Source organism: Ohtaekwangia sp. (assembly GCF_036568665.1).
GTDB lineage: Bacteria > Bacteroidota > Bacteroidia > Cytophagales > Cyclobacteriaceae > Ohtaekwangia.
On sequence record NZ_DATCSD010000424.1, the window covers coordinates 1 to 13,415 of the forward strand.

11 protein-coding genes are annotated in these 13,415 nt (G+C 45.6%); 9 read left to right on the forward strand and 2 right to left on the reverse strand.

The window, feature by feature from the left end; translation table 11 throughout:
* From VIN08_RS24775 to VIN08_RS24810, 8 genes are all read left to right on the forward strand, one after another.
* Positions 1-427: class II aldolase/adducin family protein (locus VIN08_RS24775; RefSeq protein ID WP_331971305.1), on the forward strand; the 427-nt coding region annotated here is incomplete at its 5' end.
* Positions 428-457: 30 nt separating this feature from the next.
* The gene (locus VIN08_RS24780; RefSeq protein WP_331971308.1) at positions 458-2,467 is read left to right on the forward strand and encodes a glycoside hydrolase family 127 protein; all 2,010 of its coding nucleotides are present in this window, start codon (positions 458-460) and stop codon (positions 2,465-2,467) included.
* A gap of 33 nt (positions 2,468-2,500) precedes the next feature.
* Complete coding sequence (gene araA / locus VIN08_RS24785; protein WP_331971311.1) at positions 2,501-3,991, forward strand: L-arabinose isomerase; 1,491 nt, start codon at positions 2,501-2,503, stop codon at positions 3,989-3,991.
* Between the two features lie 148 nt (positions 3,992-4,139).
* Positions 4,140-5,828, forward strand: coding sequence for a sodium:solute symporter family transporter (locus VIN08_RS24790; RefSeq protein ID WP_331971313.1), 1,689 nt, complete (start codon positions 4,140-4,142; stop codon positions 5,826-5,828).
* A gap of 35 nt (positions 5,829-5,863) precedes the next feature.
* Positions 5,864-6,553 (forward strand): NUDIX hydrolase, encoded by a 690-nt coding sequence (locus VIN08_RS24795; RefSeq protein ID WP_331971315.1) that lies wholly within the window; start codon positions 5,864-5,866, stop codon positions 6,551-6,553.
* A gap of 179 nt (positions 6,554-6,732) precedes the next feature.
* Positions 6,733-8,280, forward strand: coding sequence for an alpha-N-arabinofuranosidase (locus VIN08_RS24800; RefSeq protein ID WP_331971318.1), 1,548 nt, complete (start codon positions 6,733-6,735; stop codon positions 8,278-8,280).
* A 7-nt stretch (positions 8,281-8,287) separates the two neighbouring features.
* The gene (locus VIN08_RS24805) at positions 8,288-10,270 is read left to right on the forward strand and encodes an alpha-L-arabinofuranosidase C-terminal domain-containing protein (protein WP_331971321.1); all 1,983 of its coding nucleotides are present in this window, start codon (positions 8,288-8,290) and stop codon (positions 10,268-10,270) included.
* 127 nt (positions 10,271-10,397) lie between these two features.
* A complete protein-coding gene (locus tag VIN08_RS24810; RefSeq protein ID WP_331971324.1) occupies positions 10,398-11,246 on the forward strand; it encodes a family 43 glycosylhydrolase in 849 nt (282 codons plus the stop codon).
* Positions 11,247-11,252: 6 nt separating this feature from the next.
* Here VIN08_RS24810 and VIN08_RS24815 read toward each other — a convergent pair whose 3' ends face one another.
* Together VIN08_RS24815 and VIN08_RS24820 are read right to left on the reverse strand one after the other, a co-directional pair.
* A complete protein-coding gene (locus VIN08_RS24815; protein WP_331971327.1) occupies positions 11,253-11,903 on the reverse strand; it encodes an MgtC/SapB family protein in 651 nt (216 codons plus the stop codon).
* Between the two features lie 99 nt (positions 11,904-12,002).
* Complete coding sequence (locus tag VIN08_RS24820) at positions 12,003-12,827, reverse strand: head GIN domain-containing protein (protein WP_331971330.1); 825 nt, start codon at positions 12,825-12,827, stop codon at positions 12,003-12,005.
* A gap of 109 nt (positions 12,828-12,936) precedes the next feature.
* Between VIN08_RS24820 and VIN08_RS24825 the strand changes: the two genes are divergently transcribed.
* Positions 12,937-13,415, forward strand: a 479-nt coding sequence (locus VIN08_RS24825; protein ID WP_331971332.1) for a YigZ family protein, incomplete at its 3' end; no start/stop codon positions are given.

Here is a 13,415-nt window from a genome sequence, read left to right on the forward strand (position 1 = left end):
CGGCATAGTTCATACACATTCCACGTATGCAACGGCATGGGCACAGGCACAGCGCGATATACCTATATTTGGCACCACGCATGCCGATCATAACACCGTAGATATACCTTGTGCTCCTCCTATGAGCGATGAGATGATCAAGGGCGATTATGAGTATGAAACTGGTTTCCAGATCATAAACTGTTTGAAAGAACGCAAACTGAGCTACGAAGAGATCGAGATGATCCTGGTAGGTAATCATGCACCGTTCACGTGGGGTAAAACTCCGCAGAAGGCAGTATATAATAGTGCTGTGCTGGAGTCTGTAGCACAGATGGCATTGCTCACCGAACAGATCAATCCCCAAGCTCCCCGATTGAAAGACGCCCTCATCAAAAAACATTTTGAGCGTAAGCATGGTCCGGATTCATATTACGGACAGAACTAGGATTTGCAGACTATATATGCCACGAAAACCATGAAGAAGATTTTTTTATATATACTATTTCTCTCGGCAACAACCGCATACGCACAACATCGCGACTACCCGATACAGGCGGTGCCCTTCACGAATGTAAAGCTGACGGATAATTTCTGGTTACCACGTATCAAAACGAATCATACGGTAACTATACCAGCTTCGTTCGAGCGATGCGAAAACACCGGCCGCGTAAAGAACTTTGAAATGGCTGCTGCAAAGAGTGGTAAGTTCTGTACGGTATATCCGTTTGATGATACCGATATATATAAGACCATCGAAGGAGCTTCGTTCTCATTGTCGCTTTACCCTGACAAGAAGTTGGAGCTATATATGGATACACTCATCATGAAGGTACAAGCTGCCCAGGAGCCGGATGGATATTTATATACCGCCCGTACCATCAACCCGCTGGAACCGCATAACTGGTCGGGCAAAGAGCGCTGGGAAAAAGAACGTGAGCTGAGTCATGAGCTATATAATTCCGGTCACCTCTATGAAGCAGCGGCAGCACACTATCTCGCAACTGGCAAACGTAACCTGCTGGATATAGCGATACGAAATGCAGACCTCGTTTGCTCCGTATTTGGTCCTGATAAAAAACATGTAGCGCCTGGACACGAAGTGGTAGAAATGGGTTTGGTGAAATTATACCGCATCACCGGCAAGAAAGAATACCTGGCAACGGCTAAATATTTTATTGAAGAGCGCGGCCACTATACCGGCTATGACACGAAGAGTAAAGATCCGTGGAAGAACGGATCGTACTGGCAGGATGATAAACCTGTAGTGGAGCAAGTGGAAGCAACCGGTCACGCTGTGCGCGCAGGCTATCTATATGCAGGCATGGCCGATGTAGCAGCACTTACAGACGACAAAGCTTTTATTGCTGCGATCGATTCAATCTGGAATAATGTAGTATCGAAGAAGCTATATATACAGGGTGGTATAGGGGCTATTGGCGATGGCGAACGTTTTGGCGAGAACTATGAATTGCCTAACGCTACAGCTTATAACGAAACGTGTGCTGCTATAGCCAATGTATACTGGAACCATCGTATGTTTCTGTTGCATGGTGACGCGAAATATATTGACATACTGGAGAAGTCGCTCTATAACGGATTGATCTCCGGTGTGGGAATGGATGGGAAATCATTCTTCTATACCAACGCGATGGAGATCAAGAACAGCGCCGATCAAAAGGGAGCTGAAGAAAAGCGGTCGGGATGGTTTACCTGTTCGTGTTGCCCTACCAACATCACACGTCTTATACCTTCTGTACCGGGATATGTATATGCACAAAAAGGAAGTGATATATATGTAAACCTGTTTATCAGTGGTACATCTACAGTATCAGTTAATGGCAAGCCTGTGCAGATTGAGCAGAAGAATAATTATCCATGGGATGGAAAATTGAGTTTTACCCTAGCACCTAAATCCCCACAGGTATTTAATCTGTTGGTGCGTATACCCGGCTGGGCACAAGGACAAGCTATACCTTCTGATCTATATACATTCACCAACACCACCGGTGCAAAAGCAACCATCACCGTTAATGGCAAGCCTGAAAATTATACCATGCAAAATGGCTATGCCGTATTAAACCGTAAATGGAAGAAAGGCGATGTGGTAGAAGTAAACTTACCGATGGAAGTAAAGCAGGTAACAGCCAACAAGAAAGTACAAGACGACATTGGCAAAATAGCTTTGCAGCGTGGCCCGATCATGTATTGTGCTGAGTGGCCCGATAACCAAGGTAAAACCAGCAACCTGGTATTGCCCGCAGGAACAACGTTCAGTACAGAGTATAAAGCTGATCTGCTGAACGGTGTAACTGTATTGAAAGGCGAAGCCACCGCTATAAAGATCGATGCTCAGCACAACGGTGTGTCTACTGTAAAGCAACCTTTCACCGCTATACCCTATTACGCATGGGCGCACCGTGGTGTAGGAGAGATGGCCGTTTGGTTTCCGGTTACCATTACTGATGTAGACATCATTTCAAAGTAGTATTCAAAACATAAAGTATAAACATTTACGTCAATGACCGATCTCAAAAAATTAGAAGTATGGTTTGTTACCGGCAGCCAGCATTTATACGGTGAGGAAACACTGAAGCAAGTAGCTGATCATTCGCAGCAGATAGCGCGCGAACTCGATGCATCTTCTGCTATACCTGTAAAAGTAATTTTCAAGCCAGTACTAAAAACACCGGACGAAATATACCACCTCTGCCAGGAAGTAAACACTGCAAAGAACTGTATCGGTATCATTGCGTGGATGCATACCTTTTCGCCTGCTAAAATGTGGATCGGTGGATTGAAGATATTACAAAAGCCATTGCTGCATTTGCATACGCAGTTCAACAGAGATATACCCTGGAAAGATATAGACATGGATTTTATGAATCTGAACCAGAGCGCGCATGGCGATCGTGAGTTTGGTTTCATCATGTCGCGCATGCGTTTGGAACGTAAAGTAGTCGTAGGTCATTGGCAGGATAAAGGAGTGCAGGAGCGCCTGAATGTATGGCTGCGTGCAGCCAGCGGGTGGCACGACTTGCAAGGTGCGAAGTTTGCACGCTTCGGTGATAACATGCGCCAGGTAGCTGTTACTGAAGGCGATAAAGTAGAAGCAGAGATTCGCTTTGGCTATTCTGTAAATGGCTTTGGTATAGGCGATCTTGTAAAAGTGATCAACGCTGTTACCGATGAAGAGATAGGTAAGCTCGCGGGTGAGTATGAACAAAGATATACTTTGCAGGCATCGTTGCGTAAAGGTGGCGATAAGCACGCATCGTTACGTGAAGCTGCGAAGATCGAGATAGGCTTGCGTAACTTTTTGCAGAACGGAAATTTCAAAGGCTTTACGGATACATTCGAAGACCTGCACGGATTGGTGCAACTGCCAGGTATAGCAGTGCAGCGACTGATGGCCGATGGCTATGGCTTTGGTGCAGAGGGTGACTGGAAGACGGCAGCGTTGGTACGCGCTATGAAAGTTATGGGTAGTGGTTTGAAGGGAGGTAACTCTTTTATGGAAGACTATACCTATCACTTCGATCCGGCAAACCAGATGGTACTCGGAGCACACATGCTGGAGATATGCGAGTCGATTGCCGATGGTAAACCTTCGTGCGAGATACATCCGTTGGGTATAGGCGGTAAAGCTGATCCGGTACGTCTGGTATTTAACAGCGCACCCGGTGCTGCGTTGAATGCTTCTGTTATCGATATGGGCAATCGCTTCAGATTATTGGTGAATGAAGTGGAAGCTGTTGCTCCATTGCACGATCTTCCAAAACTCCCCGTAGCGCGTGTACTCTGGAAACCCTATCCGGATATGCTTACAGGCTGTGCTGCCTGGATACTCGCGGGCGGTGCACACCATACGTGCTATAGCCAAAACCTGACATCCGAACATCTCCAGGACTTTGCAGAAATGGCCGGTATAGAATATGTACTCATCGGTAAACAAACCAATCTATACCAGTTCAAGAACGAACTGCGCTGGAATGAAATATACTATAAATAGTTCCTGGCTGCTGGTTACTGGCTGCTAGATGTGTGTGAGTGGGTGATGAGTGTGGCTCAGCATGCCAATTATAGTCAACACACCCAGCCGCTAGTAGCCAGAAGCCTATAGCCATTATAACATTAAACCTAAAACCTGAACCATCCCCATGAATCAATCACTCGTATTCTCCGATTACCTGGTATTTATAATATACTTCATTATAGTGGCAGGATATGGTTATTGGGTATATCAGCGAAAGAAAAAAGCTGTAACGGATACAAAAGATTTCTTTCTGGCGGAGGGTTCGCTTACATGGTGGGCGATCGGAGCCTCGCTGATTGCTTCGAATATATCAGCAGAGCAGTTTATCGGGATGAGTGGTGAAGGATATTTTGTGGGTATAGCGGTAGCTGCGTATGAATGGATCGCTGCCATAGCGTTGATCATTATAGCCGTATGGTTTATACCGATATACCTGAAGAACAAGATATATACCATGCCACAGTTTTTGAAGACACGCTACAACGAAACGGTAGCGCTCATCATGGCGGTGTTCTGGTTGTTTCTCTACATCTTTGTAAACCTCACGTCTATACTATATCTCGGAGCCGTTGCCATCAACGGATTGGTGGGTGGTGAATCATTGCATATACTCATGATTGGCCTCGCGGTGTTTGCACTCGTGATCACACTGGGCGGTATGAAAGTGATTGGGTATACCGATGTGATCCAGGTAGGGGTACTGATCATTGGCGGATTGGCTACTATATACCTGGCGCTTACTATTGTGAGCGAGAAGTTTGGCATGGGCTCCAGTGCTATAGCAGGGTTTAAAGTATTGATGCAGCATGCTCCCGATCATTTTCACATGATACTCGCCAAACCGGGGCCGGATGCATCGCAGGAGTATATCAACAAATATTTGGTGCTGCCGGGTATAGCGATGTACTTTGCCGGCCAGTGGATTGTAAATCTTAACTATTGGGGCTGCAACCAGTATATAACCCAGCGTGCTTTGGGTGCCGACTTGCAAACAGCGCGCACCGGTATATTGTTTGCCGGTCTTATCAAATTGATGATGCCTGTTATTGTTATGTTGCCGGGTATAGCAGCGTATGTACTCTACAAGAATGGTCACCTGCCGCAACTCGCTGGCGGAAGTAAAGATGGTGCGTATTCTGCTATACTTGGATTTCTGCCGAGCGGATTAAAAGGTCTTTCTATTGCTGCATTAACGGCTGCTATTGTTGCCTCCCTCGCGGGCAAGCTCAACAGTATATCGACCATATTTACCCTGGATGTGTATAAGAAATATTTCAACACCGCTGCGGATGAAAGCAACATGGTGTGGATAGGTCGTATAACAGTTTTTGCATCGATGGTACTCGCACTGATCTTTACCTGGGAAGATTTACTGGGTATAGGTGGCGAAGGTGGCTTTACCTTTATTCAGAAATATACCGGGTATATCAGCCCGGGTGTGTTTGCCATGTTTATACTGGGTATGTTCTGGAAACGGACTACCGGGGCTGCCGCTATAGCGGGTGTTATTACCGGTTTCGCTTTATCTGTATTCTTCAACCAGTTTGCACCGAGAGTGTTTGGTAACGAAACACTTTTCTATACAGCGCTTCCCAATGGTAAAGGAGGTTATGAAATACCATTTCTCATTTGCATGGGCTTGTCGTTCTTCTTTACCATGGTAGTAATGATTGCGATGAGCCTTGCAGGGCCAAAGGTAAATCCGAAAGCATTCGCTATAGACCGGGAGATGTTTAAAGTTAAATCTTCCACACTGGTGCTGATACTTCTTACCGTTATGATTTTGACGGCTTTGTATGTTAAGTTCTGGTAATATTTAAGATATTACGGGTTCTTTAGTGTTCATGCATGGATATTAACAAGTATAAAAGTCACGATCGCATACTCGTTGCTGTTGACTGTATCATCTTTGGTTTTGATGGTCAACAACTAAAAGCGCTCTTAATTAAGCGCGGGTTCGATCCCGAGCGCGGAAAATGGTCGTTGATGGGAGGCTTCGTTAGTCCCGATGAAAGTACTGATGCTGCAGCTGCCCGTGTTCTTCACCAGCTTACCGGTCTGCACAATGTATATATGGAACAGCTCCATTGCTTCAGCGAAGTAGATCGCGATGTAGCAGGCCGCGTTATTTCGGTTGCCTACTTTGCCTTGATCAATATAGCAGACTATAGCGAGCAACTGCAACTGGACCATGAAGCACGCTGGTTCCCGCTAGGTAAAGTGCCTGATCTTGTTTTCGATCATAAAGAAATGGTGGCGCTTGCCAAAGACCGCCTGCGTCAAAAAGTAGCCAACCATCCTATAGGCTTCGAGTTGTTGCCCGGTAAATTTACACTTCCATCGCTTCAGAATCTGTATGAAGCTATATATGAAGAGCCGCTCGATAAACGGAATTTTACCCGCAAGATTCTTTCGCTCGGCATTCTCAACAAACTTGAAGAGAAAGAAAAAGAATCGTCACGCAAAGGAGCTTTCTATTATGTGTTCGATAAGGGCAAGTATAGCAAGCTGCACAAGGAAGGCGTAAAATTCATCTGATCTGTTTCAATCTGTTTTCTGTTTAGAACCACACGGCCTCTGTAGGCAGTGATGTAATCATTTTGTCTTTTCATTTGTAAACAATCGTTGTAAAAAAGATAAGTGTAGTTGATACATTTTTATAGGAATGAGTGTAAATTCGACTTGTCAACCAGAGTCAAACTAAACTTAAACCGATAATGAAAAAGTATGTAGCCCTGTTATGTTTCGTGGTGTTGATCGCCTTCAACACAAGCTATAGCCAGTCAGAAGTAAAACTCAATCTGCAACCCGGCACACCACAGCTTACTATTAGCAAACACATTTATGGAAATTTTGCCGAGCACCTGGGTCACTGTGTATATGGTGGTTTTTATGTAGGCGAGAGCAATACCAAAATCCCTAACAGGAACGGTGTGCGTCTCGATGTAGTGGAAGCACTAAAGAAACTAAAGATACCCAACCTGCGCTGGCCCGGTGGTTGCTTTGCTGATACCTATCATTGGAAAGATGGTATAGGACCAAAAGATAAACGCCCGGCTATAGTAAACCGTTGGTGGGGTGGTGTTACAGAAGATAACAGTTTTGGTACACACGATTTTCTTAACATGTGCGAACTCATCGGCACAGAGCCTTACCTCGCTGCCAATGTAGGAAGTGGTACAGTAGAAGAACTAACGGACTGGGTACAGTACGTAAACTTTGATGGCGTGAGCCCGATGTCGAAACTGCGCACTGAGAATGGCAGAGAGAAACCCTGGCGAGTAAAATTCTGGGGTGTAGGCAATGAAGCCTGGGGATGTGGTGGTAACATGAAGCCTGAACACTATGCTAATATATACCGCCAGTATTCTACCTTCATGGCCGATTGGTCTAACAGTGATCGCTTGTTCCGTATAGCATCGGGTGCTAATTCATCAGACTATAACTGGACAGAAGTATTGATGCGTGATATACCACAACACATGATGTCGGGCGTAGCGTTGCATCATTACTCTGTGATCAAGTGGGAAAACAAAGGCTCTGCTACCAACTTCTCAGAAGATCAATACTTTGCTACCATGAAGTCTGCACTCTTTATGGATGAGCTTATCACTAAACATTCTGCTATTATGGATAAGTATGATCCACAGAAGAAAATTGCATTGGTAGTAGATGAGTGGGGCGGATGGTATGATGTAGAGCCTGGCACAAATCCCGGATTCCTTTATCAGCAAAACACGATGCGCGATGCGATGATTGCAGGCACTACGCTAAATATATTCCACAAACATTGTGAGCGCGTGCGCATGGCCAACCTGGCACAAACCATCAATGTATTGCAGGCAGTAATTCTTACTAACGAAGAGAAGATGATTCTCACGCCAACGTATCACGTACTGGAAATGTATAATGTACATCAGGATGCTACTTTGCTGCCGCTGGAACTGAAAAGTACAGACTATACGGTGGGTACGGAAAAATTACCTGCTATATCTGCCTCTGCATCGAAAGATAAAAATGGTGTAGTACATATCTCATTGGTAAATATAGATCCGAAGAAAGCGCAGGATGTTACTGTTACACTGGATGGTAAAGCTGCCAGCGTTACCGGAAGAATACTGGCTTCTGCTACCATGACTGATCATAATACCTTCGAGAATCCTGACAAGATCAAGCCTGTGGTTTTTAAAGGAGCACAGCTGAAAGGAAATAATCTGCAGGTAAAATTACCGGCTTGCTCGGTAGTAGTGCTTGAACTGAAATAAAAGCATCATGCGTATACTTCAGTTTTGCAGAAGAAGCTTCCTGCTGGTTGCCGCTATACTGGTATACCAGCAGAGTGAAGCACAATCTATAGCACTGACGGTTGATGCCGGGAAGCCGGGTGCCCCCATACAATCTACCATGTGGGGCATCTTCTTCGAAGATATAAATTTCGCGGCCGATGGTGGTATATATGCTGAGTTGGTAAAGAACCGCTCTTTCGAATTTGATGAACCATTGATGGGTTGGGAAGATGCCAGCCAGGGAGGAGCGAAAGGTGCCGTACTGATCACGAATGAATCTGCTACGCGCCCTGCCAATCCGCGCTATGCACATATAGCCTGGAATGCGGAACAGGGATTATATACCCTTATCAACGAAGGGTTCAAAGGCATGGGCATTCGGAAAGATATACGCTATAACTTTTCGGTGTGGGCCCGCACTCCCAACGAGGCGGTAAAGCTGAAGATCGAGTTACTCAATGCCAACGGTACGGCTATAGGCGGAACAACGCTGTCGGTTGCCGGTAATGACTGGAAGAAATATACCGCTTCTTTCACCGCTACAGCAACGGAAGCGAAAGCAAAACTGCGCATCACCTTCGAAGGGAAAGGTGCAGTAGATGCCGATATGATTTCGCTTTTTCCCAATGATACGTGGAAGAACCGGCCGGGTGGATTGCGGGCCGATCTCGTGCAATGGCTTGCTGATCTTAAGCCGGGCTTTATCCGATTCCCCGGTGGATGTATAGTAGAAGGACGTGATCTCACAAATCGTTATCAATGGAAAAAAACGGTGGGTAACGTGGAAGATCGTGAGCTGATCATCAACCGCTGGAATACAGAATTTAAACATCGTTCGGCTCCCGATTATTTTCAGAGCTTTGGTCTTGGCTTCTTTGAGTATTTTCAATTAGCAGAAGATATAGGGGCAGAGCCGTTGCCGATTATCAACTGTGGCATGGCTTGTCAGTTCAACTCTTCGGAAGTAGTACCGCTGGATCAACTCGATCCGTATCTGCAAGATGCACTTGACTTAATTGAGTTTGCCAATGGCAGCACCGATACACAGTGGGGAAAACTTCGCGCTTCAATGGGCCACCCTGCACCGTTCAATATGAAGATGATGGGAGTGGGCAATGAGCAGTGGGGCGAACAATATATAGACCGGTTAAAAGTATTTACTAAAGTGTTGAAGGAAAAACACCCGGAGATAAAACTCATTACCAGTGTTGGTCCTTTTTCGGGCGGTGAGTTGTTCGATTACCTCAATCCTGAACTGCGCAGTATGCATGTTGATTTTATTGATGAACATTATTACCGTGCCCCGGAGTGGTTTCTGAAGAATGCCAATCGCTACGATAAGTATGATCGCAGCGGCCCGAAGATTTTTGCCGGTGAATATGCCGGGCATACAGAACGCAAAGTGCAACCGGAGAACAAAAACAATTGGGAAAGTGCATTGGCCGAAGCAGCGTTTATGACCGGGCTTGAACGAAATGCAGATATAGTATATATGGCATCATACGCTCCACTATTCGCGCACGTAGAAGGATGGCAGTGGACACCCGACCTGATCTGGTTTGATAACCTGCGCTCGTTCGGTACTCCAAACTACTACGTTCAGAAATTATTCTCAACCAACAAAGGAACCAATATACTTTCCGTAACATCTGCCAACGAAGCACTGAGTGGCAAGAATGGTCTCTACGCGTCTGCGGTATTGGATGGCACCACGAAAGAGGTAATCATTAAAGTAGTAAACACCAATGAGAAAGAAACGGCAGTAGATATACTTGTATCAGGCGCGAAGAAAGCTTCTGCTGCCGGTATACTTTCAGTACTGAAAAGTGCCGGGGCGGAAGATATCAACACACTGGATGATCCCTTTCATATAAAACCTGTGGAGCAATCCATCAGTCTGAAAGGTAAAAAACTGCAAACAGTATTGCCGGCAGCTTCCGTATCCGTAATCCGCTTAAAAGCGCTATGATATGAAGAAGTATACCGGGTGCCTGATATGGTGGTTTGCAACGCAATGCCTGCACGCACAGGATATTCGCGTGCACGACCCGGTTATGATCAGACAAGGAAATACCTATTACCTGTTCTGAACAGGTATGGGTATTTCTGTTTTCTCTTCTGCCGACAAAGTGAACTGGCAACCACAAAAACCTGTGTTCGATGCGCCACCTGCCTGGGCGGTGAATGCTATACCGGGTTTTAAAGGACATATATGGGCACCTGATATAGCGTATCATAACGGTATATATTATCTGTACTATTCTGTTTCTGCCTTTGGAAAGAATACCTCCTGTATAGGCGTAGCAACCAATACAACCCTCGATGTGCAGAGTAAAGATTTCATTGGACAGATCATGGTAAGGTACTTGAATCCGTTCCCGGCAGAGATCTGTGGAATGCTATCGATCCGAATCTTGCGTTTGATGAGCAACAACAAACCCTGGCTTACCTTTGGCTCTTTCTGGAGTGGTATAAAACTGGTAAAGCTGAGCAGTAATCTTATAAATATAGCGCAGCCGGAAGAATGGTATACGATAGCAAAACGCGCACGCGATTTTAAAACACGCGATGACAATGCAGGCGAAGCTGCTATAGAAGCTCCATTTATCTTTAAGATGAATAATTACTACTACCTCTTTGCGTCTTTTGATTTTTGGTGTAGAGGTGCAAACGGTACCTACAGGATTGTGGCAGGACGCCCTGATAAAATTCAAGGTCCCTATATAGATAAAGCCGGTGTTCGTATGGACGAAGGCGATGGCACAACTATATTACAGGGCAACGCACAATGGCCCGGTGTAGGGCACAATGCTACCTATACTATAGATGGTAAAGACTATATTTTATTCCATGCGTATGATGCAGCCGATGGCGGTAAACCCAAGCCCAAGATCACGGAAATAATATGGAGTGCAGATGGTTGGCCGGTAGTTACTTTACCCTGAGCGAAATCAGTATTCATACTTCTTTACACGCGCATCGTTTTTGAGAAATATATTGAGTGCATCGAAATTCTTTACACTGCCGAATACTTCGTATATAAGTATATAATTGTCTTCGTCTTTCATATAGCGATCCTGGGCAAAGCGAAGGTTGTGTTTTTTTAATTCTGTTTCCAGCGCTTCCATAAAAGAATCTTCAGGTTGTAACGTAATGCGATAGGTGCGCGCCTGGTGCCAACGGATAACGACCTGTTTTACATTTTCAAAAACAGTAAGTACGATTAACACCGCGATCGATCCTACAAAGGCTATAAAATATTCTCCGGCACCTACAGCCATACCCAATGCCGCTGCGATCCATATAGTAGTAGCGGTTGTAATACCGCTGATGGTGAGTGTATCTTTAAAGATCACACCAGCCCCGAGAAAGCCTACACCGGTAATTATATTCGAAGCGATACGATCCGGTGAGGATGTTGTGAGCGACATGGATATCTCGGTGAAGATGGTAGAACCAAGACAGATCATAATCATGGTGCGCAGGCCGGCAGCCTTGCTGCGATATTCACGCTCAAGTCCTATAGCGGTGCCGATAACAAACGACAATAATAACTGAAGCGCAGTTTCGTAATCAGAAGAGAGGTGCAGGTCTATATTCATGGCGAGGCAGAGGAAAAAAGTATGCCTTGCCAAAAGATCGTAAAAAAAGCAACCCGGACAAAACCGGGTTGCTTTATGAGTATATATATAGCGGGTTGTTTAGATCGAATTTATCTTGCGCACGCGTCCGCTGCCGGCAGAGTGGCTGTTCAGTTTTTTCGGATCGCCTCTGTACGATACACTGCCGCTGCCGGTAATGCTGGCATCCAGTGCTTCTTTAACACTGATCTCTACATCACCGGAACCAGAGATGCGTACATCACAGGTGTTGGTTTCAAGATCTACAGCCAATACTTTACCGGATCCGCTGATGGATGTTTTCACAGCATTTGCTGTACCGCTTGCTTCGATCTTGCCGGAGCCGGATATACCGAAGTCAGCAAGGCCATCGATCGTGAGCGCGAGCGATACTTTGCCGCTGCCGCTTACATCGCTGTTAAAGCTTTTGCATTTTCCTTTTACGATCACATCGCCTGAGCCGGATACATCTGCTTCGAGTGAACCGGTAACTTCTACTTCGATCTTCATGGAGCCAGAGCCGCTCACATTCAGATCAAGGTCTTGTGCATGCACGCGTGTCTCTGCAATCAGATCGCCAGAGCCGCCTACGCTCAATGCTTCAATAGTAGGCATGGTAATATATACATTGATGCGATCGTCTTCATCCCATTTCCAGTTAGACCATTTTCCTTTTTTACCAATAACAAGCTTGGTGCCTTCTACCGCAGTTTCAATTTCGTCCAACAAATCTTTTTTACCTTCGATCTCTACTTTTGTAGTTGTACCCTGGCGCAGGTAAAATTTACCAGGTGCGCGAAAGGCTACTTTTGTAAAGCCCGATACGTTACGGGTCTCGCGGGTTTGTGCGAAAACGGACGCACTTGCCAGGAGGATGAGCAGAAAGACGGAGATATATTTTTTCATAATTTCAGGGTTATACTTTTTATAGACTCCAACGCGCAGAAGAAGGTTGCGTACGGGCCGGTAAATTTTTTATGCTTTTCTTTGACGCACAATTTCCACAGGGTGTTACATGTCTGTACTGAGCTATCGAACTATTCAGCAACCTGCTGAAGGTATGTATAAAGAGAAGGGGAGCAAGTTCCTGGCGTTTGCATACCCGGTGGATTCTGAAGCTGCGATCCGCGAACGACTGGATGCATTGCGAAAGGAATATTTCGATGCACGCCATCATTGCTATGCATGGATGCTGGGGCCAGAGCGAAAACACTTTCGTGCAAATGATGATGGCGAACCCAATCACTCTGCGGGCGATCCTATACTCGGACAAATTCGTTCGAAAGAATTAACCAATATATTAATTGTAGTGGTGCGTTACTTTGGCGGCACAAAGCTGGGCGTTGGCGGATTGATCAGTGCTTATAAGATCGCTTCCGAAGATGCGTTGAGTCATGCCATCGTAGTGGAGCGCGAAGTGACAGAGATGATCACGATCCGGTATGAATATGCATCCACACCGGAAGTAATGAAGCTTGTAAAAGATTTTGATCT